Annotated in this window: 28 protein-coding genes; 9 read left to right on the top strand and 19 right to left on the bottom strand. The window is 37.1% G+C overall.

Going from position 1 to position 24,226, the window contains the following annotated elements:
* Nucleotides 1-30: 30 nt before the first annotated feature.
* Entirely contained in the window at nt 31-765 is a 735-nt protein-coding gene (locus CC204_RS00385; RefSeq protein WP_088268271.1) for a tRNA1(Val) (adenine(37)-N6)-methyltransferase, read from the top strand.
* Nucleotides 755-1,018 carry a GIY-YIG nuclease family protein gene (locus CC204_RS00380; protein WP_088268269.1) on the top strand — a complete coding sequence of 88 codons (264 nt, stop codon included), beginning with the start codon at nt 755-757 and terminating at the stop codon, nt 1,016-1,018. Before CC204_RS00385 ends, CC204_RS00380 begins: the two co-directional genes overlap by 11 nt.
* 30 nt (nt 1,019-1,048) lie before the next feature.
* Here the strand turns inward: CC204_RS00380 and CC204_RS00375 are convergent, their stop codons facing one another.
* The 6 genes from CC204_RS00375 to CC204_RS00350 form a co-directional block, all read right to left on the bottom strand.
* Nucleotides 1,049-2,161: a low temperature requirement protein A gene (locus CC204_RS00375; RefSeq protein ID WP_088268267.1), complete on the bottom strand. Its 1,113-nt coding sequence runs from the start codon at nt 2,159-2,161 to the stop codon at nt 1,049-1,051.
* A gap of 141 nt (nt 2,162-2,302) precedes the next feature.
* Complete coding sequence (locus CC204_RS00370) at nt 2,303-2,851, bottom strand: cysteine hydrolase family protein (RefSeq protein ID WP_088268265.1); 549 nt, start codon at nt 2,849-2,851, stop codon at nt 2,303-2,305.
* Nucleotides 2,852-2,866: 15 nt separating this feature from the next.
* Nucleotides 2,867-3,559, bottom strand: coding sequence for a 5'-methylthioadenosine/adenosylhomocysteine nucleosidase (locus CC204_RS00365; protein WP_088268263.1), 693 nt, complete (start codon nt 3,557-3,559; stop codon nt 2,867-2,869).
* Nucleotides 3,560-3,575: 16 nt separating this feature from the next.
* The gene (gene macP / locus CC204_RS00360) at nt 3,576-3,872 is read right to left on the bottom strand and encodes a cell wall synthase accessory phosphoprotein MacP (protein WP_088268261.1); all 297 of its coding nucleotides are present in this window, start codon (nt 3,870-3,872) and stop codon (nt 3,576-3,578) included.
* A complete protein-coding gene (locus CC204_RS00355; RefSeq protein ID WP_088268259.1) occupies nt 3,869-4,441 on the bottom strand; it encodes an NUDIX domain-containing protein in 573 nt (190 codons plus the stop codon). Before CC204_RS00355 ends, macP begins: the two co-directional genes overlap by 4 nt.
* 268 nt (nt 4,442-4,709) lie before the next feature.
* A complete protein-coding gene (locus CC204_RS00350) occupies nt 4,710-5,399 on the bottom strand; it encodes a hypothetical protein (RefSeq protein ID WP_227011206.1) in 690 nt (229 codons plus the stop codon).
* A 276-nt stretch (nt 5,400-5,675) separates the two neighbouring features.
* On the opposite strand from CC204_RS00350, the gene CC204_RS00345 reads away from it, so the two are divergent.
* The gene (locus CC204_RS00345) at nt 5,676-6,341 is read left to right on the top strand and encodes a 5-bromo-4-chloroindolyl phosphate hydrolysis family protein (RefSeq protein WP_088268257.1); all 666 of its coding nucleotides are present in this window, start codon (nt 5,676-5,678) and stop codon (nt 6,339-6,341) included.
* A 51-nt stretch (nt 6,342-6,392) separates the two neighbouring features.
* The gene (locus CC204_RS00340) at nt 6,393-7,580 is read left to right on the top strand and encodes a toxic anion resistance protein (protein ID WP_088268255.1); all 1,188 of its coding nucleotides are present in this window, start codon (nt 6,393-6,395) and stop codon (nt 7,578-7,580) included.
* A gap of 75 nt (nt 7,581-7,655) precedes the next feature.
* On the opposite strand, the gene CC204_RS00335 is transcribed toward CC204_RS00340, so the two are convergent.
* The 3 genes from CC204_RS00335 to CC204_RS00325 all read right to left on the bottom strand — a co-directional run bounded on the left by CC204_RS00335 (nt 7,656) and on the right by CC204_RS00325 (nt 9,426).
* A complete protein-coding gene (locus CC204_RS00335; RefSeq protein ID WP_088268253.1) occupies nt 7,656-7,970 on the bottom strand; it encodes a CHY zinc finger protein in 315 nt (104 codons plus the stop codon).
* A 2-nt stretch (nt 7,971-7,972) separates the two neighbouring features.
* Nucleotides 7,973-8,518 carry a biotin transporter BioY gene (locus CC204_RS00330; protein ID WP_088268250.1) on the bottom strand — a complete coding sequence of 182 codons (546 nt, stop codon included), beginning with the start codon at nt 8,516-8,518 and terminating at the stop codon, nt 7,973-7,975.
* Between the two features lie 125 nt (nt 8,519-8,643).
* Complete coding sequence (locus CC204_RS00325) at nt 8,644-9,426, bottom strand: helix-turn-helix transcriptional regulator (protein WP_162288307.1); 783 nt, start codon at nt 9,424-9,426, stop codon at nt 8,644-8,646.
* A 228-nt stretch (nt 9,427-9,654) separates the two neighbouring features.
* On the opposite strand from CC204_RS00325, the gene CC204_RS00320 reads away from it, so the two are divergent.
* Nucleotides 9,655-10,494, top strand: a complete 840-nt coding sequence (locus CC204_RS00320) for an NUDIX domain-containing protein (protein ID WP_373285282.1) — start codon at nt 9,655-9,657, stop codon at nt 10,492-10,494.
* Between the two features lie 24 nt (nt 10,495-10,518).
* On the top strand, nt 10,519-11,040 hold the full coding sequence (locus tag CC204_RS00315; protein ID WP_088268244.1) for a GNAT family N-acetyltransferase: 522 nt from the start codon (nt 10,519-10,521) through the stop codon (nt 11,038-11,040).
* Between the two features lie 139 nt (nt 11,041-11,179).
* On the opposite strand, the gene CC204_RS00310 is transcribed toward CC204_RS00315, so the two are convergent.
* The 8 genes from CC204_RS00310 to CC204_RS00275 all read right to left on the bottom strand — a co-directional run bounded on the left by CC204_RS00310 (nt 11,180) and on the right by CC204_RS00275 (nt 21,204).
* Nucleotides 11,180-11,599 (bottom strand): GNAT family N-acetyltransferase, encoded by a 420-nt coding sequence (locus tag CC204_RS00310; protein WP_088268242.1) that lies wholly within the window; start codon nt 11,597-11,599, stop codon nt 11,180-11,182.
* 109 nt (nt 11,600-11,708) lie between these two features.
* Nucleotides 11,709-13,577 carry an acyltransferase family protein gene (locus CC204_RS00305; RefSeq protein WP_088268240.1) on the bottom strand — a complete coding sequence of 623 codons (1,869 nt, stop codon included), beginning with the start codon at nt 13,575-13,577 and terminating at the stop codon, nt 11,709-11,711.
* A gap of 418 nt (nt 13,578-13,995) precedes the next feature.
* The gene (gene ilvA, locus CC204_RS00300) at nt 13,996-15,252 is read right to left on the bottom strand and encodes a threonine ammonia-lyase IlvA (protein ID WP_088268238.1); all 1,257 of its coding nucleotides are present in this window, start codon (nt 15,250-15,252) and stop codon (nt 13,996-13,998) included.
* A gap of 91 nt (nt 15,253-15,343) precedes the next feature.
* Nucleotides 15,344-16,339 carry a ketol-acid reductoisomerase gene (gene ilvC / locus CC204_RS00295; protein ID WP_088268236.1) on the bottom strand — a complete coding sequence of 332 codons (996 nt, stop codon included), beginning with the start codon at nt 16,337-16,339 and terminating at the stop codon, nt 15,344-15,346.
* 52 nt (nt 16,340-16,391) lie between these two features.
* The gene (gene ilvN, locus CC204_RS00290) at nt 16,392-16,874 is read right to left on the bottom strand and encodes an acetolactate synthase small subunit (RefSeq protein WP_087639582.1); all 483 of its coding nucleotides are present in this window, start codon (nt 16,872-16,874) and stop codon (nt 16,392-16,394) included.
* Complete coding sequence (gene ilvB, locus CC204_RS00285) at nt 16,875-18,569, bottom strand: biosynthetic-type acetolactate synthase large subunit (RefSeq protein ID WP_088268234.1); 1,695 nt, start codon at nt 18,567-18,569, stop codon at nt 16,875-16,877. It abuts the gene before it with no gap.
* Nucleotides 18,570-18,582: 13 nt separating this feature from the next.
* Nucleotides 18,583-20,274 (bottom strand): dihydroxy-acid dehydratase, encoded by a 1,692-nt coding sequence (ilvD, locus tag CC204_RS00280; protein WP_088268232.1) that lies wholly within the window; start codon nt 20,272-20,274, stop codon nt 18,583-18,585.
* A 414-nt stretch (nt 20,275-20,688) separates the two neighbouring features.
* The gene (locus CC204_RS00275) at nt 20,689-21,204 is read right to left on the bottom strand and encodes a hypothetical protein (protein ID WP_088268230.1); all 516 of its coding nucleotides are present in this window, start codon (nt 21,202-21,204) and stop codon (nt 20,689-20,691) included.
* A 192-nt stretch (nt 21,205-21,396) separates the two neighbouring features.
* Between CC204_RS00275 and CC204_RS00270 the strand changes: the two genes are divergently transcribed.
* The 3 genes from CC204_RS00270 to CC204_RS00260 all read left to right on the top strand — a co-directional run bounded on the left by CC204_RS00270 (nt 21,397) and on the right by CC204_RS00260 (nt 23,035).
* Nucleotides 21,397-21,630, top strand: a complete 234-nt coding sequence (locus tag CC204_RS00270) for a TM2 domain-containing protein (RefSeq protein ID WP_088268228.1) — start codon at nt 21,397-21,399, stop codon at nt 21,628-21,630.
* A 180-nt stretch (nt 21,631-21,810) separates the two neighbouring features.
* A complete protein-coding gene (gene clpP, locus CC204_RS00265; RefSeq protein WP_087639577.1) occupies nt 21,811-22,404 on the top strand; it encodes an ATP-dependent Clp endopeptidase proteolytic subunit ClpP in 594 nt (197 codons plus the stop codon).
* Between the two features lie 109 nt (nt 22,405-22,513).
* Complete coding sequence (locus CC204_RS00260) at nt 22,514-23,035, top strand: DsbA family protein (protein ID WP_088268226.1); 522 nt, start codon at nt 22,514-22,516, stop codon at nt 23,033-23,035.
* Between the two features lie 16 nt (nt 23,036-23,051).
* Here the strand turns inward: CC204_RS00260 and CC204_RS00255 are convergent, their stop codons facing one another.
* Nucleotides 23,052-23,237: a hypothetical protein gene (locus CC204_RS00255; protein WP_088268224.1), complete on the bottom strand. Its 186-nt coding sequence runs from the start codon at nt 23,235-23,237 to the stop codon at nt 23,052-23,054.
* A 45-nt stretch (nt 23,238-23,282) separates the two neighbouring features.
* Entirely contained in the window at nt 23,283-24,218 is a 936-nt protein-coding gene (gene whiA, locus CC204_RS00250; RefSeq protein WP_088268222.1) for a DNA-binding protein WhiA, read from the bottom strand.
* Nucleotides 24,219-24,226: the final 8 nt, after the last annotated feature.

Raw genomic sequence — 24,226 nt, 5'->3', positions numbered from 1 at the left:
TTAGAATACATATAAAGGAATGAACAATACATGTTATTACCCGGTGAACGAATCGATCAATTATTTGCTGATGATATTCAGATTATCCAAAGTAAAGAGGTGTTTTCTTTTTCGATCGATGCTGTCTTACTGGCAAATTTTCCGAAACTGCCCAAAAAAGGATTAGTCGTAGATTTGTGTGCTGGTAATGGCGCTGTGGGTTTATTTGCTAGCAGGAAAACAAACGCTACGATCGTACAGATCGAACTTCAAAAACGCTTGGCAGATATGGGGCAGCGCAGCATTCAGCTTAATCAGCTAGAACAGCAGATGACTATGATCGAACTAGATTTAAAAAAAGCAACCACTGCGATCAAGCCAGACTCTGTCGATCTTATTTTATGCAACCCGCCTTATTTTAAGGAGTTACCAACCAGTCAGAAAAATCCCAATCCTCATCTAGCGATCGCCCGTCATGAAATTCACACGACGTTAACTGAAGTCGTTGAGGTCTCCTCAAAACTATTAAAGACTAATGGGCGTTTAGCGATGGTTCACCGTCCTGATCGCTTTTTAGATATTTTACATGCGATGGAAGCAGCCGATATTGCTCCTAAACGCGTTCGGTTTGTCTATCCCAAAGTTGGAAAAGAAGCAAATGCATTGTTGATCGAAGGAATCAAACAAGGAAAGAAAGATGGTTTTCGTGTTCTTTCTCCTCTATTTACTTATAATGAAGAAAATAATTATTTACCAGAAATGAAGGCGATGTTATATGGAAACTGAGCATTACTTTTACGTTCTTCATTGTAAAGATGATACTTACTATGGCGGTTACACAACTGACCCTGATCGCCGCCTGAAAGAACATAATAGCGGAACTGGGGCAAAATACACGCGGCTTGCTTCCCGTTTACCCGCACAAATGATCCACATCGAAAAATTTACCAGCCGCAGTGACGCAACCAAGGCGGAGTATGCTTTTAAAAAACTAACACGCAAACAAAAAATAGCCTATTTAAACAAGAACCATCCTTGATCGAAAAAGATGATCAAAGATGGTTCTTGTTTATTCAGCTTGAATTTTCAGCTCTTGCTTCACTTTATAAAGGAAGAATAGTAAGAAAATGATATTCACAAACAAGAAAGGAGCTACATAATCTTGTAGGAGCAATCCAATCACTACCCAGCCAACAAAATAAAGAACATTTTTACTGATAAAAGGGAGATAGTTGTATTCTTTTTTCGTGTAGATGACCATATTAACAAGCGTACCCCCTAAAAAACAGATTAGACTGCCAGCTAAACAGAGCACAAAAAATAGCGGATCGATTTCACTCTTTACATAACTTTCATACAAAACGATCGACAACTCCAACCCGGCAAAGACAAAATAATGAGAATGAATCAAGACCAAACCAGCCGTTGTTTTTTGCCGATCGATTCCTGATTTATAGATTGTATTATAAAATAGAAACATCACAACGATCAATAAAAAGAACAAAACACTGCTCAGCTGAATGTCATTAAACAAAATCGTACTAGCAATAGCAATCACAGCTTCACCAAACAACAGTAAGGTAAACAAACTGTAACGCTCGGTCAAGTGTTCAAAATTCGTAGGAAAATCCAATAATGCTTTTTTCGTCACGATGGGAAAAAAAGCGGTGATAAAAATTGAACATACATAGATAGAGAAACGAAGCCAATAGTTTCCAAAAGGAAGAATTGAAATGAACCCGATCACTCCACTTACGACTAAAACGGCAGCCAATTGAATACACAATTTTCTAATAATTTCATTATCCGTACTTTTCATCTTCAGGTAATATTGTAACGCAATGCTAAAAAATAAAATAGAAGTTGCTCCAGCAAATGTAAAATGTGTTCGTTCGAAATCAACATTGATCGACTGTGCTAAAACAATGACCCAAAACATATCAAAAAATAGAAATAGAGCGCTAAGCTTATTTTTGATCGAAAAACGATTTGCAAAAACAGTTTGGTACGTCCAAATAGTCCAGAAAACAAGCGTCAGCATCAAAAATTCTCCAATACTTTTAAAAGACAACAGGTGATCTGTACCGACAAGTAAAATAGAGGCAATTCTACTAATAGCATAAGCAAAAATCAAATCATAAAACAGTTCAAACTCAGTCACTTCTTTTTTCAGTATCTGCATTTGATCACATCCACTCTGATTAATAAGTTCTCCTGTTCTTTATTATTATAATAGTTCCTTTGCTATTAATACAAAAATAGTGATCTTTAGAAAAAAAAAACGGTTATGAAACTTCTTTCTATCGTTTCATAACCGTTTTTCTTATTCAATTATTTGAGCACCTAATGTTTGTTTAAAATGTTTTAACGCCCACTCATGACCAACTGGATCAAAACTTGCGACAGCTGATTTATGCACAACAATTTGATACCCTAGATTATATGCATCTATTGCTGTATGCAGGACACAGATATCTGTACAAACACCTGACAAATGAATTTCGGTAATGTTTCTTTCACGCAGTCGGATGTCTAAATCCGTGCCACTGAATGCAGAATAATGTCGCTTATCGATCCAATAAACAGTTGGCAGTTCACTGCTTTCCTTGTAAACATCAGCCAATCCTCCGTACAATGCTCTACCTGTTGTACCATTAAGATTGTGAGGAGGAAATAATCTATTTTCAGGATGGTAGCGATCTTCTTTTTCATGGCGATCAATCGCATAAACAACAAACTCATTCTTTTCAGTAAAGCTCTTCGTTAAATCGACTATAGCCTGTTCAATTGCTTGACCGGCAGCACCTGTTGTTAAAGCGCCATTATCCGCTACAAAATCATTTGTATAATCAATAGAAATCAGTGCTTTCATCGCTATCCCTCCAATTTAGACAAGATGTTCTACAAAATGAATCACCATTTGAGCAGATTTCTCGCCTGCTTCTTCAATGAACTCATCAAACGTTTGACTTGCCTCATGATCGGCTGTATCACTGATTGCCCGAATAACTAGGAACGGAATCTTGAATTGAGCCGCAGCTTGAGCGATAGATGCCCCTTCCATTTCACAAGCCAATGCATCTGGAAATTCTTGAAGAATTTTTTGTACTTTTACTTTATCATTGACAAATGAATCACCTGTAACGATCAGTCCATGTTGAACAGACATCCCAGTTTTTTCAGCGGCTTTTTTCATTTCCAACTTCAAGTATTCACTGCATTCATAATACAATGGCATCCCCGGAAGCTGTCCAGGAGCATAACCAAAGCCTGTTACATCCACATCGAAATATGCTAGCTTATCAGAAATCACTACATCCCCAACCTTTAAGCCAGCACCGATTCCACCTGCTGAACCAGTATTGATGACCATATTCACTCCATATTGATGGATCAAAAGTGTTGTCGTAACTGCTGACAATACTTTCCCGATCCCAGAACGAACCACGATCACTTCATGACGTCCTAAAGAACCTGAGACAAATAGTGCTCCTGCTCTTTCCCATGACCGAGTATCTGATAATTTTTCCTTTAAGATTTTTACTTCCTGATCCATCGCACCGATAATACCGATTTTCATGCTGATTACCTCTTTTCTATAAATTCAATACAATAAATATAACGATCGCGAGTAAGATAGCGACAACGATAATAGCTTTCGTCAAGGTACTACTACGCTCGCGAATTTTTGTTTGTTCATTTGATCGGCTTTTTGTGATCTCCTTTTGCTTCTTATGTTCTTTGCGGTAAAAGCTGGAAATTTCTTTTTCCTTTTTGCGGTATTCTTTATCCGCTTCTTTTTTTTGTTGTTCCAAATATTTCTGTTCTTCTCTTTCAGCCTCTTCTTTTCGCTTTCGTAATTCTGTCCGAGTGACCAGCGGACTTTTGCTCATCGTTTATCCTCCTTTAGCTGCTGCAACTCCCAATACTGCACAGCAAAGATTGTTTTAGCATCACAAATCAATCCGCTGGCGATTTCAGCCTTTGCCTCAGCTAATGTTAATGTATACAATTCTATCACTTCATCATCATCTAACGGACGAGGATTAGGAACTTTTTCAAGTTGTTCAGCAAAATAAATATGCAGCAGTTCATTAGCAAATCCTGGTGAAACATACATAGAGTTTACGAAAGAAAACTTGTTTGCACGATAGCCTGTTTCTTCTTCCAATTCCCGTTCAGCTGTTTCTTTAGGATTATTTTGCTCTCCTGGATCGATTTTACCAGCAGGAATCTCCAAAGTAACTTTTTCCAGTGGTTTTCGATATTGTTTGACCATGATCATTTTATTATCCGCTGTAATCGGAATAACTGCAACAGCCCCTGGATGAAAAACTAATTCACGTTTCCCTGTTCCTCCATCAGGGAGCTGAACGTCATCGACGACGACCTCAATAATATGACCTTTAAAAATTTCATTTCTGGAAATCGTTTTTTCTTCAAAATCTTCAAAACGCATCATACTGTTCACCAATCTTTCTATCGATATCATACCTTAATTTTGAAATTTTATCACTTATGCTTCTTTTTGTGAATCCTTTCTCCCCATTTATTGCTCATTTATGCGCAAATCACATGATTTATTAACAATAACTTAGAACTTTTCCTGTCAACTTCAATTATACCAGTAAATGGTCTGAACAAACTTTTTTTGTATGTTTACTTATCAAAAGACAAAAAAAGAAGGAGAAACAAGTCAAGTGCTTCCCTTCTTTACGATAAAAACTATTTTATAGTTCTGTCAATGATTTCATAAGCTTGATCATATCAGGCTCATTATCCTTCTTTGTGCTTTCTAAAGTCCAACTGATACACTGAAGGTAGTGATCTTCACTCTCCATTAAATCATAAATGTAGTAAACCTCTACACCATCTTTCGTTGCAGTAAACTTACGCCGTTCACCTTTGATGTTATTGTATTTGATCGATTCCTTTTTCTCATTCGATATCTCACCTAAGTCAGAAAGATCGACTGATTTTTTAAATGAATCAAAATTCTCAAAATCTTTTTTGGCTTCGCTTAACACAATATAGTAAGTTTCTGTATTTGGATTTTTAATACTAATATCTGCATTATCACTTAATTCTTTCGTATCGACCGTTTCCCAATTAGCTGGAAGCTCAACTTTGAAGTCACCGTTGTTAGTCTTGATCACTTCTACTTTGCCTTTACTTTCAGTTGTAGATTCTGTTGTTGTCTCTGTGGCTTGCTTATTTTCATCTATTGTACTACTTGTTTCAGAACCATCCCTAGGCTCATAAAATACTTCGTTTCCTTCAAAAGAAACAGATTCCTCTATGCTTGAGCTAGAATCCTCTTTATATGCGTCCTCTATTATTTCTAGCTCAGCTTTACGCCCAAAACAACCCGTGAGCATAACTCCAACAAATAAAAGCGGTATGAAATTTCTTATCTTCACTATGCTTCTCCTTTTAATCAAATGATTATTATCTATTATACCTTATGATTTTGCTTTTTTCTCAGATTTCTTTTGACTTTTTTGTGAACGATCTCCTGCATCCTACATCTTAAGTAGGAAAAATCAGATGATTTCGCTTGCCATTTCTTACATTTTCTCTAAATATTAAAATCCATCTTTGGACTGATATTCTTTCTTGAGTAGAATGTGATAAAATAGCTTATATAGCGAAGGATAAATAACTTTCGATGGAATAAATGATTGGAGGGAACTGTAATGAGAACAGGGAAACTTATTAAAATAATTGCCTACTTAATTTTAGCTGGCTTCGTTCTGCGTTTTATTACCGGCGTACATCTACCTGCCGTTATCGTGGCTTTCGTACTATTATTGGTGTTGCTTTTGACAAGTTCAAATAAAAAAAATGGCAAGAAAGAAGAACAATTGCCTAGTTTGACCAAGACAAAAGAAGAGCATTATTCAAAACTTGGTATGACAGATCAAGAAATCGACTTTTTCCGTGATACGATGAACACAACGAAAAAACAAATCGTCAAGCTGCAAGAAAATATGAATGCTTCTACAAAATTAAGAGCGATCGATTTACGTAATGATACGTTGCGTGTATCAAAGGCCTTGTTTAAAGAATTAGTTAAAGAGCCTAAAAAGCTTCATTTGGCAAATCATTTTCTTTATACACACTTGCCTAACTTAGTTGATTTAACAAGTAAGTATTTAGAAATCGATGATCATGAAATCAAAAATAAACAAACCTACGAAAAATTAGAAGAAAGTGCTCAAATTATCGATCAAGTCTCAAAATTGATCAAAAAAGATTATGAACAATTTGTCGCAGACGATTTAGATGATCTAGATATTGAGATTTCCGTTGCTAAAAACAGCTTAAAAAGAGATAATGAACATAGTGAAACTCAAGAATAATATCATTAGCAGCACTATGTGAGCTCGTTTACGCACAGAGGAGGAAACTATATGGAAAATAAGCCAAAAGATGTGACACCTGTCAGCGATACTTTAGATGATTTATTGAATAATCCGTTTTCAACACCTATCGATTCACTGACTGCCACACAACAAAGTGAGATTTCTGCTTTAAAAGATCAGCAAGTCGCTGCCCGTTTAGTAGATAAATTACCAGAGGAACGTCAAGCACAAGCACGCGAACTAGCTTCAAAAATCGACGTACAAGATGCGCAAGCCGTGATTACTTACGGAGCTGCTGCTCAAACAAAATTAGGAGAGTTCTCTCAATCCATGCTAAACCATGTGCAGGCACAAGATATCGGCCCTCTTGGTGATTCATTGACTGACTTGATGTACCGTTTGAATGAAGCAAATCCTGATGAATTGCGTGCAGGTGAAGGAAATATTTTCCAAAAAATGTTTGGAAAAGTGAAACAATCAATATTTGAAATCACCGCAAAATATCAAAAAATCGGCGCTCAAATCGACAAGATCGCTATCAAACTTGATAAAGAAAAAAATGGCTTGCTAAAAGATAATTTAATGCTGGAACAGCTTTATAATAAAAACAAAGATTATTTTGATGCATTGAATATCTATATTGCTGCAGGAGAATTAAAGATTGAAGAATTGCAAACAACGATTATCCCAGAAGCAATGAAAAAAGCCGAAGAATCCGGGGATCAGATGGACGTACAAATTGCTAACGACTATACACAATTTTTAGATCGTTTGGATAAACGGACCCATGATTTACGCTTAGCGCGTCAAATCACGATTCAGCAAGCTCCGCAGATTCGTCTGATTCAAAATACGAATCAAGCATTGGCTGAAAAAATTCAGGCTTCGATCAATACTGCGATTCCACTTTGGAAAAACCAGGTGGTCATTGCTTTGACACTTTTACGTCAAAAAGATGCAGTAACAGCACAGCGTCAAGTCTCTGAAACAACCAATGATCTATTGAAGAAAAATTCTGAAATGTTGAAAATCTCAGCGATTGAAACAGCAAAAGAAAATGAACGTGGCATCGTTGATATTGAAACCTTACAAAAAACACAAAATGATTTAGTAGAAACGATCCAAGAAACACTACGTATTCAAAAAGAAGGAAAAGAAAAACGTAGAGCTGCTGAAATCGAATTAGGTCACATGGAAGAAGATTTGAAAAATAAATTATTGGAATTGACTCAATAAAAATCACAGAGTCCGCATCAAAACTATTGTTTAGTTTTGATGCGGACTCTTTTTCTTAATAACGGCGGGCTACCTTTAGCAAAAATAAATCTCTTCATGATTTATACATTTGGAATTGAATCGCTGATTACAATGTGGACAGGTACCGTTCTTTTTATATTGATAATGATTCATTTCATTAGAGCAGACTCCGCAAAGAATCACTTTGACCTGAGGATCTTTACTGACTGGCCAGGCCTTGAATACGTGCGTTTCCAACTCATCGTGACAACGATAACATGCATAATATGTCCGACACTCGTAACACTGATTAGCAACGACATCATACTCAGAAGCATAATGAATACATCTGCCCTGTTCATCAACACTGAGACCACTGATCACCTTCATCTTTATTCTCCTTTTTTTAGAAGTGCTCTTGAAAGCCTCTTAGCAATAAAAGCAGTTAGAAAAGCCTTGATTGTATCACCTGGGATAAATGCCAGACTTGCAACTAAACTTTTTGAAAGAGAAACATCCGATAATAGACTTACGCCGACAGCCCCACAAAAATCAATGAAAACTGCACCAAAGAGAAAGGTAATTACAAATGCATATATCAGCTTTTGATTATTGGGATTAAATGTTTCCGTTAGCCAGCCAATCAAAAAAGTCGCGAAAGGATAGGCAAAAAGATACCCTGCCGTAATACCTAAAAATACAGCGATCCCCCCACGTCCGCCTGCCAAAATCGGAAATCCAATTGCTGCGAGGAGTAAAAAGAGCAGCGTGGCAATCGTTCCATTCTTTTTCCCTAAAAGTAATCCACTCAACATGAATCCAGCATTTTGAATAACGATCGGTACAGGTAACAAACTAATTGGAATCGGTGGAAAAAAACCTAACACAATAATAATGCTCATCATAATAGCAATTTTCGTAATATCTTTTGTCTTCATAGATTCGCTCCAAACTGTTAGTATTTATTGCCTCTTTAAAATACTATTTCTCCCCTCTTTTGTCAACCACATACAAATAAAGGTTAACAAAAAAATCTAATTTAAAATTGCGTATCAATCTGATTTCACATTTTTTTTACTCTTTCAGGTATTTTAATCGCTTTTCTTTTTAAGAACTGTTCAATTTGTTCAAAATCACCTTCTCTTTCTCTATTTTTTTGGCACAATTTATGTTGTTTTCTAAATGACAATGGCGGTAAACCAAATTTCTCCTTAAATGATTTATTAAATGCTCTAAGGCTAGAAAATCCTGTATCCAAAGCAATATCCATGATTTTGGTATTTGTCTCCTTTAGAAGACAAACACTATAAAAGAGTCTGACTTCCCGTAAATAGATTTGCATAGTTAAACCTGTATTCTTTCTAAATTTTTGAAAAAGAGTATATTTATCCAACATGAAATATTCAGTCAATTTTTCTAAGCAGCATTCCTCCGTATAGTTTTTATGGATGTACTCCAAAATCTCAGAAAAATCCTTGAAAGAGCTACTATCATCTCTCAAAGCGTTCTCAATAAATACAATCTGATTTCTCAACAAGAGCTTCATCAAACGCTGGGGATTTTCTTTATAAAGTACACATCTTATAATTTCTTGATATATTTTTTCATTAGAAATTGTTAACGGTCTGGATTGTTTAAACTGACAATGCATCCACTTTTCCGGGGTAAGATTCAACTCTACACTGATTACCTGATTGTTGGTGCTTGAAAAAATACTCATCACTTCGTTTTTATTTAAAAGATAGATTTCTCCTTTTTTCAGTACAATATACTGATCTAATAAAATTAGCTCAATCTGTCCTGAAACAACCAATAGCAGTGTTAACTCCTTATTTAAATGCAGCATTTTTTCTTCTAATTCGATGGTCTGAAATTTGGTAATCGTTGTTTTAAGTCCTTGTTCGTTATGCATTCTTTTTACTCCTTCGCCTTCTTAATTCTCATTTTTTTCTTCTTGATAAAGATACGCAAAAATTTAAGCACTTTATTTTTTATCAATCACCAGTCTTTAGTTGTTTTTCTTGTTGATAATGATACAATAAAGTAAAAAGTACTTTTATCTAATTTAGAGAGGATGAGTGATTTGGCGCAATTTAATTCTAGGGAAGAAGAAAAACAATACTATGAGCAACACGCTAGTGAGGCTGAATTTTTAAATTGGTATCATCAACAAGAACTTCCTGAATATGAAAAGCCTTCTCTGACTGTAGATATTGTTTTGATGTGTTATAACAAAGAAGAAGATCAATTAAAAATATTGCTGATAAAAAGAAAAGGCCACCCTTACCGAAATTCATGGGCACTGCCTGGAGGATTTGTTAATCGAAATGAGTCTACAGGTGAAAGTGTACTGCGTGAAACGACTGAGGAAACAGGAGTTGTCATCTCTAAAGAAAATATTGAGCAGCTCCATAGTTTCAGCAGACCCGATCGTGATCCACGCGGTTGGGTCGTCACTGTCAGCTATTTAGCATTTATTGGAGAAGAACCATTGATTGCAGGGGATGATGCAAAAGAAGTACGCTGGTTTACAATGGAGCGTAGTGCAGATCTTCTTTCATTGACGAATGGCAGTGTAGAAATTATTCTAGATCTGAAAACAGGTGCTTCAAATGGCAAAGATACACTAGCTTTTGACCATAGTGACATTATTTTGAAAGCATTTAATCGTGTCTCAAATAAAATGGAACACGATCCGCAAGTTTTACAAGTGCTGGGAAAAGATTTTACAATTACTGAAGCACGTAAAGTATTCGCCAAATTTTCCGGAGTTGATTATAAAACGATCGATCACTCAAACTTTAAAAAAGCGATGCTTCATCATTTTGAGGAAATTGGCGAGCGTCCTGTAGGAATTGGACGCCCTTCAAAAATTTACCAGCTGAAACCTGAAAATTCTTTGAAGATCCGCTGAAATTTATAAAGAAAGGCTGAGACTATGACGACGTATCTAAGATATGCGCAGTCTGCTGATTTGCCTGAGCTTATGAAAATCATTGCAGGTGCAAGGCAGCTTTTAGCAGAACAAGAAATTCCGCAATGGCAAAACGGCGAAGGCCCAAATGAAAAGCAATTGACTTTAGATATTTCTTTAGGTCAATGTTATGTCCTGATCGTCGATCAAATGATTGTCGGTCTAGGAGTTATATCTACAGATAAAGAACTTCCATATGAACAAATAAGAAACGGTAGCTGGCAGGATATCACACCAGCTTATGCCACTATCCATCGAGTAGCTCTCCATCAAGATTATCAAGGAAGAGGTTTGGCATTGACCTTGATGAATCTGCTGATTTCTGCAGCAAGATTGGATGGCCACCTAGATATTAGAATCGATACCCATCCTAAAAATCAAGCCATGCAGCAGCTAATAAAAAAAGCTGGTTTCTCATACCAGGGTGATATTCTATTAGCAGCACCTAATGGAGAACGTTTCGCCTATCAATTAGTCTTATCATAAATAAAGAGATGAAACGAACTGATCGACAGTTCGTTTCATCTCTTTATTTTTACACTTTCTTTTCACTATAATTCTCAGCTGCTCACATATCAGTAATGGCCTAAAATGAATATCATCTTTTTATTCGTAATTCAACTTTTCACTTTTTTCGTTTTAAATACATACCCACACTTGACGGGCTTGTTTCAACAAATCCAAATTGTTCATATAATTTATTGGCTGGTACGTCCGCAATTAAATTGACATAGGCTAGCGGATCGCATTTTTCGTTTATATAAACCATCAGATTTTCCATGATCCGTTTTCCCAAACCTTGTTTCTGATATTTAGGATGGACAACAATATCAACAATCTGATAGCTTGTCCCACCATCACCTACGATTCGGCCCATACCAACTAACTGTCCAGTTTCGTCTTCTCTAATACAAATTGAAAACAAGCTATTCTTTAATCCTAGTTCACTTGCTTGCTCTCCTCGAGGGGATAGACCTCCATTTTTACGTAAATTTAAGTATTCTTGAACTTTAGGAATCTCTGTTTTAATTGACCACAACATCATTTTTTTCCTCCTTCATTCTGTCCTCTTTTATATTATACATTGAAAACAGTGAAAAATGGCAAAGAATCTGAACATTGACTTTTTCGTCATCGTCCAGATCCTTTTAAGATTATTTCAGAATTTCTTTTGCAATGAAGTTTGAATATTTGACTTGTCCATCAACATTAGGATGAACCCGGTCTTCATAAAACCAGTCTTCATGTGCGTTACTATAGTTATACCAATCGATAACCGTTAAATTCTTATATTTTGTTTTCATGTTATCCAACATCGTATTGACTTCGTTTTGCCATCTACGTGTTGGCACGCGAACATTGATCCAATAAACTTTTCGTTTCGTACCGATCGCTGTCATAAATTCATCAAACTGTGCTTCAGTAAAGGAGCCATTCGTCCCAAGCCCAACCAAAACATTGTCTTTTAATAATTTATCTTTATCCAATTTTTGAATCGTCGGAGCACTTTCATATAATTGTCTTCCCACTTCACCGTCAACAATTATTTTGGGAAAAATTTCCTGTAGTCCAGCTGCCGCATCAAGTACGACTGAATCCCCAAAAGCAGTGATCTCCATCCCTTGTGCTTTTTTGATTTCTTCCGCTGTCAAATCGACATTTATTTCTGGCGCTTTCGCTGACTGCTCTGTAGACTCAGTTGTTTTTCCTTCGTTTTTCGCTTTCTCTGCTGCTTTACGTTCTTCTGCTTTTTTCTTATTTTCTTCAATCGTTTTTTGTAGCTGCTTTTGATCAGCAGTTACTTCGTTAGACGGTGCGATTGCCAATCCGTATAAAGCAAAACAAGTGAAGACTGTACAGATGACCGTTGTGATTTTAGCTGATGTAAACCAAGGTTTTTTAAAGAAATCTTTGATTGCAAACCACGTATACTTATAATAAAATTTGCCTAAAGGTTTTTCGATAAAACGATAAGAAAGCTCGCTGATACCTAAAATCAATGCTAGCTCAATCAATGAGTGCAATAAAACATGGTCACTAAGATTTTTGATTTTTGCTTCGTAAAAAATCATCACTGGAAACTGATACAAGTAGATTCCATAGCTTCTTTTACCGATCCAAGTAAAAACCGGATTTGTCAGCCAACGATTGACATCAGCTCCTGGATGAGCCGTAACTGCTACTAAAAGTGTAGCAAAAATACTGACAATAAACATCCCGCCGTAATAGACAAAAGAATAACGATCTGCCAAAAACAAAAACGAAGCTGATAAAACAACTAATGAAGCAATCCCTACGCCATTCAATAAATTCCTTGCTTTAGCAGGAATTTCTTCTTTCAGACGATAGCTTGGCCAAACGAAAGCCAACCCACTCCCCATTAAAATCGAAAATAATCGCGTATCCGTTCCGTAATAAACTCTTGTCGGGTCCGATCCTGGTGTGAACAAAACTGCCATCAACAAACCAGAAATAACGGTCGCACCCATGATCAACGCAAAAATCTTACCGCTGTGTTTCACGTACTTTTTTAAGACAATAAATAACAACGGCCAAACAAGATAATTCTGTGCTTCAACAGCTAATGACCAAATGTGGGTAAAAGGAGATTGTGTAGCAAAACGATCAAAATAAGAAAAACCTTTAAAAATCTGCCACCAGTTATTGTAATAAAATACGCTACTGGCAAAAACACTGCGCAAATTATTCAGTAAATCTTTTTGGAAAAGAACGATATAGGCTGATGATAGGATCAACATAGCAATCAAGCCCGGGTAAAGCCGCTTCATCCGCCGAATATAAAAACCCTTGACATCGATCGTATCGGTCTGAAGCCATTCCTGCCTCAGCAGGTCAGTAATCAAATAACCTGAGACAGCAAAAAAAATAGGGACACCTAAATAGCCCCCATGCATTATATTTGGGAACAAGTGATAAAGAATCACGCCAATAACCGCTAGTGTCCGAATCCCATCAAATCCGGTGATATAACGGCGATCTTCTAACCTTTTATTAATATTCATTTATATTCCAACTTTACTAATATTCTATTTTGGTATTTCGAGTAATGTTTAACAAAGAGACATGATAATAAAAATGACGAATGATAGAAAAAATAATTCTGGTTTGATCAAAAAGGTGATCGAATGAAGTGAAAATGATTTTCTATCTGGCTCATGCTCATTGACAGTCGATGTTTTTGACTGATTTAATGTAGTAAGTTAAATATACGTTCTTTCGGAGGAAATGGCAAGGACTCTCTCTTCATTTTTCTACATTTTTAATCAAATTTTAGATATTTATTTTTGAAAAAAAAAATGACTCATTTATCAGGTTATGTTCTGATAAATGATGTCAATTTCTACTCATATTATTTTCGGATTTATTTACTAAAAACACAAAATAAAATAACAAATATTCCAAATATAAAAACAATTTTTTCTAAACAAGTAGTGCATATAAAGATGGATTATCACTCAAATCAATGTAATTCGGATCAAAGGTAGCCATTTTCTTTAATAAATTAGGTAACTCTTCTTTTTCTTTTAAAAGAATACCCAAAATTACTGGCCCCGTTCCACGATTCACCTTTTTTGTATACTCAAAACGAGTGATATCATCATCAGGACCTAAAATATCCGTTACAAACTCTCTTAATGCTCCAGGCCGTTGAGGAAAGTTAATGACAAAATAATGTTTCAATCCTTCAAAAATCAATGAACGCTCTTCGATTTCTTCCATGCGATTGATGTCATTGTTGCCGCCACTGATAATACAGACCACTGTTTTTCCTTTGATTTCTTCTTTGATATGTTCTAATGCAGAAACACTTAATGCGCCAGCTGGTTCAACTACGATCGCTTGTTTGGTGTATAGCTCTAAAATCGTTGTACAAACTTGTCCCTCATCGATAGCCAGTAATCTATCTACATAGTCCAATGCATGTGCATAGGTCAGTTCGCCTACTTGTTTTACTGCCGCTCCATCAACAAATTTTTCGATTTGTTCCAGCATGACCGGCTCCCCTTTATCAAAGGCTGCTTTCATCGATTGAGCGCCGAGAGGTTCTACACCGATCACTTCAGTCATTGGACTTACAGCTTTTGTATATGTAGAGACACCACTGACTAAACCGCCACCGCCAATCGCTGACAGTAAATAATCAACTTGAACTTCTGCTTCTTTTGCTTCTTTAAAAACTTCAACTGCAACCGTTCCTTGCCCAGCCATGATATTTAGATCATTAAATGGATCGATAAAAGCTTGATCATTAGCCTTTGCAAATTCTTTCGCCGCCGCTGCTGAGGAATCAAAAGTATCTCCAATCAATTGGACAGTTACCTCATCGCCTCCAAAAAACTTCACTTGAGAAATTTTTTGTTGGGGTGTTGTTGTCGGCATAAAAATCGTTGCTGGAACGTTCATTTCTCGACATGTATATGCAACACCTTGCGCATGATTGCCAGCACTCGCACAAACAACACCATTTTTTAGCATTTCTTGTGGTGTTTGTTTGATCGCATAATAAGCACCACGTAGTTTGAAAGATCGAACCTTTTGCAAATCTTCTCTTTTCAGATAAACATTACACTTGTATTTTTGCGATAAGTAGATATCGTATTGTAATGGTGTTTCAGTTACGACTTCTTTTAATGTATGATAAGCGTCTTCTATTTTTTCTCTCGTTAACTGTACCAACTGTTTCACTACCTTTCATGTAACCAGAAAGGCTGAGAAAAATAGTTGCTATTTTCTCAGCCTTGATCCAGTTACTACCTATAACTACCTATTAATCTTCTCTAGAAACAAAAGGCATCATTTTACGTAGCTCTGCTCCAACTTTTTCAATTGGATGTCCAGCATTTTCTTTACGCATTTGATTGAATTCTTTAAAACCATTTTTGTTATCATCGATAAAGCCTTTCGCAAATTTGCCATTTTGAATATCTGTCAAAACATCTTTCATATTTGCTTTTGCTTCAGCTGTAACCACGCGTGGACCTGAAACATAATCTCCATATTCCGCAGTGTTAGAGATCGAGTTACGCATTTTTTCAAATCCGCCTTCATAAATAAGATCTACGATCAATTTTAATTCATGACACACTTCAAAGTAAGCTAATTCTGGTTGGTAGCCTGCTTCTGTCAACGTTTCAAAGCCTGCTTCGATCAGACTAGTTAAACCACCGCATAATACTGCTTGTTCACCAAACAAATCTGTTTCAGTTTCTTCTTTAAAGGTTGTTTCAAGGACCCCTACACGCGTTGCGCCGATACCTTTAGCATAAGATAATGCAACATCACTAGCCTTACCAGATGCATCTTGATAAACTGCAAACAATGCAGGTACAGCAAAGCCTTCTGTAAATGTCCGACGAACAAGATGACCTGGTCCCTTAGGAGCAACTAAGAAAACATCCACATCTTTGGGTGGTGCGATTACATCAAAATGAATATTGAAGCCATGTCCAAACGCTAAAGCATTCCCTGCTTCTAAGTTTGGTGCAATCTCATTGTCATAAAGATCTCCTTGGATTTCATCCGGTGCTAAGATCATCACAACATCTGCTTTTTTAGATGCTTCTGCTACTGGAAATACATCAAATCCATCGTTACGAGCTGCTTCTGCTGATTTACCTTCACGAATCCCGATGATCACTTGATTCCCATTATCTCTTAGATTTTGCGCATGGGCATGTCCTTGAGAACCGTAGCCGATGATTGCGATCGTCTTTCCTTCTAATTGATTTGTTTCTACTGAATTATCATAATATACTTTTGCCATGTTGAACCCTCCAAATTTTTTATGCTTATAAGCGTATGCTTTAAACCCTTTTTTAATTATTTCCTCTTGTAAACCCTGTCACACCCGTTCGTGCCAACTGTTTGATTCCATAAGGTGCTACGACATCAACAAATGCACTGATTTTTTCACTGGTACCAGTAACTTGGATCACCACTGAACGTGTCCCTACATCAATAACATTCGCCCGAAATGGATCGATAACTGAGAATAATTCTGCCCGAACTGCTGCTGGTGCATTGACTTTGACCAGTGCCAGCTCTCTTTCTAAATGAGCCTCATCTGTGATATCAGAAACTTTGATTACATCAATCTGTTTGTTTAATTGTTTTGTGACCTGTTCACTTTCATTTAAGTCCGCGACCTGAACAACAATCGTTATTCTCGAAACGTGTTCTTGTTCTGTTGGTCCAACTGAAATACTGTCAATATTCACCTGTCTACGGGTCAGCACTCCGCTAAACCGATTCAACACACCAGAATTATTATTAACTGTTGCAGTAATAATACGCCTCATTTACTCCACCCCCAACATCTGATAGTTCGCTTTTCCAGCAGGAACCATCGGCAGCACATGTTCTGTTGGAGAAACCATTACTTCGATAAGTATTGGTCCAGTTTCATTGAAGGCTTCTGTCAGTGCCATCTCCAACGTTTTTGGATCATCGATTCTAACACCTTTGATATGGTACGCTTCAGCCATTTTTACAAAATCAGGCTGACTGGAAAAAACAGACTCTGAACGGCGATTATTGAAAAAGCTTTCTTGCCACTGACGAACCATCCCCAGTGACTGATTATTTAAAATGACGATTTTTATCGGAATATTATATTCATTTAAAATAGCTAATTCTTGATTCGTCATTTGGAAGCCTCCGTCACCAACAAATAGAACAACTTCTTTATCCGGACAACCTAATTTTGCGCCAATTGCCGCAGGAACGCCGTAGCCCATAGTTCCAAGACCCCCACTTGTAACTAACTGCTTTTCATTTTTGAATGGATAGAATTGGGCTGCCCACATTTGATGTTGTCCAACATCTGTCGCAACGATCGCTTCTCCTTTTGTTAACTCACCAATGAACTCAATTACTTTTTGTGGTTTTATTTCTGTGTCTTGTTCTTTATCGTACTTAAATGGATGCAATTTTTTTCTTGAAAGATTCAGTTTGTTCCAATCATTCCAACCGACACATGCTACATCGATCTTTAACATCTCCTTCAAGGTTTCTTTAGCATCAGCCACGATCGGAATTTGTGTATCAATGATTTTTCCTATTTCAGCTGGATCGATATCTACATGTGCAATTATTGCATTTGAAGCGAATTCTTTCGGTGCACTTGCTAATCGGTCATCAAAACGTGACCCAATGTTAATCAATAAATCACAATCAGTTAAGGCCATATTTGCTGCAAAAGAGCCATGCATCCCACCCATTCCTAAGAACAACTCTTGCTCCGTCGGAATCGCTCCTAATCCAAGTAAAGAACTCAACGCTGGCAACTGATACTTAGTGATGAATTCAACCAACTCTTTTCCAGCATCTGCATGCAGAACACCTGCTCCTACAAGTACTAAAGGCTTTTTAGCAACAGCTAATGCTTCCATTAATTTCTTCACTTGTAGTTTATTTGGCTTGACCGTTGGCTGATAGCTTGGTAAGTGAAGTTTGACATCAATATCGGCTTCCGCCTCCATTACAGTCATATCTTTTGGTAAATCGATCACAACTGGGCCTTTTCTACCTGTGGTTGCAATGTGAAAAGCTTCTTCAATGATTCTTGGAAGTTCTTTTGTATCACGAACTTGATAATTGTTTTTCGTGATCGGCATCGTTAAACCAATGACATCTGCTTCTTGAAACGCATCCTTGCCAATACCATCAGTGATCACCTGTCCGGTAAAAACGACCATTGGGATCGAGTCACTCATTGCATCCGCGATCCCCGTAATCGCATTCGTTGCCCCAGGTCCGCTTGTCACTACAACCACTCCTGGTTTGCCTGTTGCTTTTGCATAGCCTTCTGCTGCATGAACTGCCCCTTGCTCATGTCTTGTCAAAATATGAGGAATATCCCCATCATATAAAGCATCATATAGAGGAAGAACAGCACCACCCGGATAACCAAAAATCATTTCTACCTTTTGCTTCAACAACGCATCGATCAAAATCTTTGAGCCGCTTTTCATTTTTTTCTGTTGTTCTGCCATGAACGTCCCTCCTCTAGTCTAGCAAATCTTCTGGAATCTGCATGATGCCTCCTGTATGAGCTGAAGTGACTAATGCCGTATAGCGAGCTAAGTATCCTGTTTTTACTTTCGCTTTAAATTTCGGCAAATGATCGTTCCGCCTAGCCATTTCTTCATCGGAAACATGCAGTTCCAGTGTTCGGTTGGTCAAATCTATCTCAATTTCATCCCCATCTTCGATCAAAGCAATCGGTCCGCCTGCTGCTGCTTCAGGGGAGATGTGTCCTACAGCAATCCCTCGTGTAGCACCTGAGAATCGACCATCGGTGATCAGCGCAACATCTTTGCCTAAGCCTCGTCCAACAATACTTGAAGTTGGCGCTAACATCTCCGGCATTCCCGGTCCACCTTTGGGTCCTTCATAGCGAATAACGACCACATGGCCTTTTTTCACTGTATGATTATCGATTGCTTCAACCGCTTCATCATGAGAGCTGAAACAGATCGCTTTACCAACAAATTTCTTGATCGATGGATCAACTCCGCCAACTTTGATGACACTGCCTTTCGGTGCGATATTTCCGTAAAGGATCGATAACCCACCGACTGGGCTATATGGATTTTCTTTAGGATGGATGACTTCTTCATTCTTGATCACTGCATCTTGAACATTTTCTCTGATCGTTTTTCCTGTTACCGTGATTCTATCTGGATGAATTGCATTGCCTAAATCAACTAGTTCTTTCATGATCGCTGGTACTCCTCCAGCTTCATGTACATCGTGCATGGAATAAGCAGAAGAAGGAGCAATTTTTGAAAGATACGGAACTCGTTTGGCGATTTCGTTGACTTCTTCTAAGTTGTAATCAATTTCTGCTTCATTTGCGATCGCTAATGTATGCAGCACGGTATTCGTTGATCCACCCATCGCCATATCTAAAGCAAATGCATCATCGATTGCTTCTTTAGTCACGATATCTCTTGGTTTGATTTGCTTTTTGACCAAATCCATCAGATGAAAGGCTGATTTTCTAACCAATTCTCTTCGTTCGTCAGAAACTGCTAAAATCGTCCCGTTCCCTGGAAGTGCTAATCCTAGGACTTCCATCAAGCAGTTCATTGAATTTGCTGTAAACATTCCAGCACATGACCCACAAGTCGGGCATGCATTTTCTTCCATAAATTTAAATTCTTCTGCAGTCATTTTTCCTTCTTTGAAAGTACCGACTGCTTCAAACATTGAAGATAAGGTTGTCGTATGTCCTCTAGGATCAACACCAGCTTTCATAGGACCGCCGGAGCAAAAAATCGCTGGGACATTCGTTCGAACACTAGCCATCAACATGCCCGGCGTGATCTTGTCGCAATTAGGAATATAGAAAACACCGTCAAACCAATGGGCATTGATCACTGTCTCCGCTGCATCAGCAATGATCTCCCTACTTGGTAACGAATAGCGCATACCAATATGGCCCATCGCAATTCCATCATCAACCCCGATCGTGTTGAACTCAAAGGGAATCCCTCCTGCTTCACGAATCGCTTCTTTGGCAACATCTGCTAATTCTCTTAGATGAACATGCCCAGGTACTATATCAATATACGAATTACAAATTGCAATAAATGGTTTCTCCATATCTCTAGCATTTTTTACCTGACCTGTTGCATACAGCAAACTTCTAGCTGGTGCTGCTTCGATTCCTTTTTTTATTTGATCACTACGCATTGTTCATCCACTCCAATTCAATTCAGTTATCGTCTTTACAATACTTCCTACCAAAAAAACATCCCAATCATAATGAATGGGATGTCTTAGTAAGAATCCCATCTACCAAAGACAAACAGGACTCAAACATCTGCAAAATTTCTCAGTGTTCTAAGTCCTTCACGATAAAATAATGACTAATACGTGGTTGTTGTTTGTTTTTTTCATGGCAATGGTCTCCTCGTTTAAAATCTATAAAGATTAAAATTCAATGTGATAAATACAAGCTTTTGTTAACTATAAACCTAATAAATGAGATTGTCAATAAAAAATAGTGAAAAAAGTCAGAAAATTCCAAAAATGTTTGTTACTGTTTTCCGACTTTATGTTTTATAAATAAAAAAATCCGTACCTTTCACTTAAGGTACGGGCTTTTTAGCTCTTTTGGAAATAATACAGCGGTTTGTGCGACAAACGTCTCATCTGTCTTTTTTTATCTTCAATGATCGTCATCAGCTCTTCAGAGAATGTTTCTAAAATAAGCTTCCCACCTTTATACGTGCTGCCGCCCATTGAAATCACCTCATCAGGTGTCAGAATAACTTTTCTGTGCGCAATCTTCTTAAAAAATTCTTCGACTAAATACGTAGGAAGATAGAAATTGTTTTGAGCAGAAAAAGATTCTAAATAAATAAAATCGTCAATACTGATGTAGCAATCATCCATGGAAATAAAATTGACCGATTTATCAACATATATGTCTCTCTTTTGCAAAATTTCATTGATTTTTTTGTTCAAAAGATTCAATGTTTCGATTTCTTTGACGAAATGTTCCAGCTCACGATAACGTGCTGCTTTTCGTTCCTCAAACGTCACTCGTAAAGCAACGCTGATCGACACGATCACTGCGCCAACTAATACGCCTGTTATGCCTGCGATAAAAACAACCATCCGAATCCCCTCACTCTTCTTTACTTGCTTTTTTAGTATAACATACTCTTTCACAAGCGTAAAAACATAGAACAAAAAAATGAAAAGGAGTCATTTACTTAAATTTTTACAATTCTTTTTGAAACGAATACAGAAAATCTGCAAGACAAAATCAACATCAATATTGTCAATGAAAACAATAATACTCAATCAGTGGGCGGTTATGTACAACAAGGTAGAGTAGTCAATAAATGGATTTATTTCATATTAGCATTTTTCTTAGGCTGGATCGATGCTCATAAATTCTACTCTGGTTTTTCTGGAAAAGGCATCATGTATCTTGTTTTCAGTTGGACTGGTATTCCAGCTCTTATTGCTTTCTTCACTGCAATCATGACTCTATTGAAGCCTGCAGACCAAAACGGCAACATTGTTGTCACTTCATAATATTTATTTTGAGAATAATAACAGTAGAAGGCAGAAACCTGACTCAACGTTTCTACCTTCTATTTTTTTGGTTCGTTTAAGTTGACCTTTTTTGACCAATAAAGTATACTTTTTTTAAGCATTCAAGTATGCTTTGTGATAAAATGATTTGAAGAGCTTTTTATATAGGAGGAATATACTATGAACTTAATACCAACAGTCATTGAACAGTCATCTCGTGGAGAAAGAGCTTATGATATTTATTCACGATTATTAAAAGATAGAATCATCATGTTAAGTGGTCCGATCGATGATAATGTAGCCAACTCAGTTATTGCTCAATTATTATTTTTGGATGCGCAAGACTCTGAAAAAGATATTTACATTTACATCAATTCTCCTGGAGGAAGTGTTTCAGCTGGCTTAGCAATTTTTGATACCATGAATTTTGTTAAAGCTGATGTCCAAACGATCGTTCTTGGAATGGCTGCATCTATGGGCAGCTTCCTGCTAACTGCTGGACAAAAAGGCAAACGTTTTGCCTTACCTAACGCTGAAATCATGATTCATCAACCGCTTGGTGGAGCACAAGGACAAGCAACAGAAATCGAAATCGCTGCAAAACACATCTTAGACACTCGCGATCGTTTGAACAAAATCTTGGCTGAACGTACTGGTCAACCTTTAGAAGTCATCGAACGCGATACAGACCGTGATAATTTTATGACCGCTCAACAAGCAAAAGAATATGGCTTGATCGATGAAGTAATGGAAAATAGTAGTGCATTAAGCTAAAAATTTGATTCCCATGCCCAAAATTCTTTTCAGAATTTTGGGCATTTTTATTTAAACTCTGACTGAAAAGCGCTACACTAGAAGTAAAGAAATGAAGGGATGTATAAAAATGGATATTTCAATTATTGATGCAACAAAAGTTACCACGGAAAATGGTTTAGTTATCGGGAAAGAGACCGCTCCCGTAAAAATGGTCGAATTTATGAACGTGCGTTGTCCTTACTGTAAAAAATGGTTTGAAGAGTCTTTTGAGCTATTGGAAGGTTACGTCAAAGAAGGGAAAGTTCAGCGTATTATCAAGCTGTTCGATAAAGAGAAAGAAACCTTACAGCCTGGAAATGTGATGCATCATCATATTGACTATACTATGCCTGAAAAAGGATTACTTAGCTTAAAACAAATGTATGACACTCAAGATCAATGGGGTCATCTTTCTTTAGCCGATGTTGCGGTCTTTGCACAAGATAATCTGCAGCTAGCTGAAAAGAAAAACCCTGAGATGATCGATGCTGTGATCGCTGAAGCAAATGCAGCTAATATCAAATTTGTTCCAACAATCGTTATTGGTGAACATATCTTTGATGAATCTGTTACGAAAGAAGAACTGATCCGCTATATTGAAGGCAATTAACAAAAAAAAGACAAAGCTATTTTGGCTTTGTCTCTTTTTTGTTCTTCGCTTCCTTCTCAGTGAGTGAATCTTCGGTCTCTTTTTGAGCATCTTCACTAAAATTCAAGATTTTATCTACGTCTTCTTTGCCCAAAAACTCTCCTAAACCTTCACCTAATTGTTTGATTTGCCGCATAATAAAATCTTTGTCCTCAACACCCATCACATTCACCTGATTTCTATTTTTTTAGAACAAGGAACTTTGTAGTTATGCACTTTTTTCTCTAAGCTTTTCAGCAAATTCATTGATTTTTCTGATTCGATGATTGATTCCAGACTTTGAAATGGCTCCGGAAGGAATCATTTCACCGAGTTCTTTCAGACTGACTTCTGGATATTCTAAACGTAATTCAGCAATCTCCTGCAATTTTTCCGGTAAAGCGGTCAACCCTACGACGCTTTCAATATACTGGATATTCTCAATTTGTTTTGATGCGGCGTCGATCGTTTTATTTAAGTTCGCTGTTTCGCAATTGACCAAACGATTAACAGAATTGCGCATATCTCGTACAATTCGGACGTCTTCAAATTTTAACATCGAATTCGTCGCACCGATCAATGTTAAAAAATCAGCGATCCGCTCTGCCCCTTTTAAATAAGAAATATAACCGTTTCTTCTTTCTAATGTTCGTGCATTCAAATCATAATAATTCAACATCTGACAAATATCTTCATTATGTTCTTCATAAATAGAAAATATTTCCAAATGATAACGACTCGTTTCAGGATTATTGACTGAGCCTGAAGCCATGAAGGCGCCACGCAAATAGGATCTCATCTTTTGAGCATTTCCCATGATCTCATCTGATACATGCGTATTAAACATCATTCCATCCAAAATATCTAAGTCGGCTAGAACATCTTTAGTTCCCTGTTTTAAACGAACAATATAGACATTATTTTTCTTTAATTTCATTTTTTTCCGAACAAGCAATTCCGATCGAACATCATAATGATCCTTTAAAAGAGAATAAATACGTCTTGCGATCGCAGCATTTTCTGTCTGAACATTTAAGACAAATTGTTGATTCACGATGCTTAATGATCCATTCATCCGAATCAATGCGGCAAGTTCTGCTCTAGCATGTTCTCGATGAACCTCTAAAGTCGTTAGTTCCTTTTTTACATCTGAGGCAAAAGACATTTTTCTTT

The sequence above is a fragment of the Enterococcus wangshanyuanii genome, from assembly GCF_002197645.1.
Classification (GTDB): Bacteria; Bacillota; Bacilli; order Lactobacillales; family Enterococcaceae; genus Enterococcus_L; species Enterococcus_L wangshanyuanii.
The sequence above is the reverse complement of the archived record's forward strand: the minus strand, read 5'-3'. Positions and strand labels throughout refer to the sequence as shown.

Bases quoted from the DNA above. Each gene is read 5' to 3' on its own strand.
- CC204_RS00385 (WP_088268271.1), top strand. From the start codon at position 31: ATGTTATTACCCGGTGAACGAATCGATCAATTATTTGCTGATGATATT.
- CC204_RS00380 (WP_088268269.1), top strand. From the start codon at position 755: ATGGAAACTGAGCATTACTTTTACGTTCTTCATTGTAAAGATGATACT.
- CC204_RS00375 (WP_088268267.1), bottom strand. From the start codon at position 2,161: ATGCAGATACTGAAAAAAGAAGTGACTGAGTTTGAACTGTTTTATGAT.
- CC204_RS00370 (WP_088268265.1), bottom strand. From the start codon at position 2,851: ATGAAAGCACTGATTTCTATTGATTATACAAATGATTTTGTAGCGGAT.
- CC204_RS00365 (WP_088268263.1), bottom strand. From the start codon at position 3,559: ATGAAAATCGGTATTATCGGTGCGATGGATCAGGAAGTAAAAATCTTA.
- macP (WP_088268261.1), bottom strand. From the start codon at position 3,872: ATGAGCAAAAGTCCGCTGGTCACTCGGACAGAATTACGAAAGCGAAAA.
- CC204_RS00355 (WP_088268259.1), bottom strand. From the start codon at position 4,441: ATGATGCGTTTTGAAGATTTTGAAGAAAAAACGATTTCCAGAAATGAA.
- CC204_RS00345 (WP_088268257.1), top strand. From the start codon at position 5,676: ATGAGAACAGGGAAACTTATTAAAATAATTGCCTACTTAATTTTAGCT.
- CC204_RS00340 (WP_088268255.1), top strand. From the start codon at position 6,393: ATGGAAAATAAGCCAAAAGATGTGACACCTGTCAGCGATACTTTAGAT.
- CC204_RS00335 (WP_088268253.1), bottom strand. From the start codon at position 7,970: ATGAAGGTGATCAGTGGTCTCAGTGTTGATGAACAGGGCAGATGTATT.
- CC204_RS00330 (WP_088268250.1), bottom strand. From the start codon at position 8,518: ATGAAGACAAAAGATATTACGAAAATTGCTATTATGATGAGCATTATT.
- CC204_RS00325 (WP_162288307.1), bottom strand. From the start codon at position 9,426: ATGCTGCATTTAAATAAGGAGTTAACACTGCTATTGGTTGTTTCAGGA.
- CC204_RS00320 (WP_373285282.1), top strand. From the start codon at position 9,655: ATGAGTGATTTGGCGCAATTTAATTCTAGGGAAGAAGAAAAACAATAC.
- CC204_RS00315 (WP_088268244.1), top strand. From the start codon at position 10,519: ATGACGACGTATCTAAGATATGCGCAGTCTGCTGATTTGCCTGAGCTT.
- CC204_RS00310 (WP_088268242.1), bottom strand. From the start codon at position 11,599: ATGATGTTGTGGTCAATTAAAACAGAGATTCCTAAAGTTCAAGAATAC.
- CC204_RS00305 (WP_088268240.1), bottom strand. From the start codon at position 13,577: ATGAATATTAATAAAAGGTTAGAAGATCGCCGTTATATCACCGGATTT.
- ilvC (WP_088268236.1), bottom strand. From the start codon at position 16,339: ATGGCAAAAGTATATTATGATAATTCAGTAGAAACAAATCAATTAGAA.
- ilvN (WP_087639582.1), bottom strand. From the start codon at position 16,874: ATGAGGCGTATTATTACTGCAACAGTTAATAATAATTCTGGTGTGTTG.
- ilvB (WP_088268234.1), bottom strand. From the start codon at position 18,569: ATGGCAGAACAACAGAAAAAAATGAAAAGCGGCTCAAAGATTTTGATC.
- ilvD (WP_088268232.1), bottom strand. From the start codon at position 20,274: ATGCGTAGTGATCAAATAAAAAAAGGAATCGAAGCAGCACCAGCTAGA.
- CC204_RS00275 (WP_088268230.1), bottom strand. From the start codon at position 21,204: ATGGTTGTTTTTATCGCAGGCATAACAGGCGTATTAGTTGGCGCAGTG.
- clpP (WP_087639577.1), top strand. From the start codon at position 21,811: ATGAACTTAATACCAACAGTCATTGAACAGTCATCTCGTGGAGAAAGA.
- CC204_RS00260 (WP_088268226.1), top strand. From the start codon at position 22,514: ATGGATATTTCAATTATTGATGCAACAAAAGTTACCACGGAAAATGGT.
- CC204_RS00255 (WP_088268224.1), bottom strand. From the start codon at position 23,237: ATGGGTGTTGAGGACAAAGATTTTATTATGCGGCAAATCAAACAATTA.
- whiA (WP_088268222.1), bottom strand. From the start codon at position 24,218: ATGTCTTTTGCCTCAGATGTAAAAAAGGAACTAACGACTTTAGAGGTT.